Origin of the sequence: Halorubrum persicum (assembly GCF_002727125.1) — an archaeon.
GTDB lineage: Archaea > Halobacteriota > Halobacteria > Halobacteriales > Haloferacaceae > Halorubrum > Halorubrum persicum.
Window position 1 is genome coordinate 1 of the sequence record NZ_NHOA01000098.1, and the last position, 953, is coordinate 953.

Consider the following 953-nt stretch of genomic DNA (forward strand, 5'->3'; position numbering starts at 1 on the left):
GCAGGGGGCGAAATCCTCATTCGGGTGAGTCGGATGAACCGACTCTGCGAAACCGGGACGAATTGAACGTCCCGAGTCCGCGGTGCGTTCTTCGCGTTTCAACCGAACGGGCTTATACACTTAAGCACGTCGGAACGCTTCGGCCGGCCGCGGAGCGGCCAGCCGTTGTCCCCCGCGCCGGGGGACCTTCGCATCTAACACGAATGCCGGGTTATACTTAACCCCGTCGAACCATCGGCGCCACGTCATGCGGTTTCATTGAGATAGGTTCGCACGAGTGGGCCGGGTCCTGAGCAGACGAAACAGGTGTGTAGCTCGACCAGCTGTTTCGACCGACGAACCGAATAGGCCGATGATTGTCAGTACCCGATCATATCTTCCGGTGGCAGCGCGCGTGCCATACCGAAGCTGAGGCCGGGGGCACAGGCCCACCCGCGAGACGGTGGTCCACACATCGGCAGAGACGTGGCTTCACAAAATGGGCTACCGCGCGGCGCAACGGGCAGCGGCAGAGCGGCCGTTTATACCACGGGCGTTTATAAGGGAGGGGGACGCATATAAAAGCGAACGATGACGAACCCTGCAGATTCGATCGAGATCCAGAACGTAGTTGCATCGACGGGGATCGGCCAAGAGCTCGATTTGGAGGCGCTCGCTGAGGACCTTCCGGGGGCTGATTTCAACCCCGACAACTTCCCGGGACTCGTTTACCGGACCCAAGAACCGAAGGCGGCCGCGCTCATCTTCCGGTCTGGAAAGATCGTCTGCACGGGTGCGAAAAGCATCGACGACGTTCACGAGGCGCTCGGGATCATCTTCGAGAAGCTTCGCGGACTACAGATTCCGGTCGAAGACGATCCGGAGATCACCGTTCAGAACATCGTGTCCAGCGCCGATCTCGGGCACAACCTCAATCTCAACGCGCTCGCGATCGGGCTCGGACTCGAGGACGT

Annotated in this window: 1 protein-coding gene; it reads left to right on the plus strand. The window is 60.4% G+C overall.

What is annotated here, in order from left to right; all coding sequences use genetic code 11:
- Positions 1-570: 570 nt before the first annotated feature.
- Positions 571-953: TATA-box-binding protein (locus DJ69_RS11490; RefSeq protein WP_099255735.1), on the plus strand; the 383-nt coding region annotated here is incomplete at its 3' end.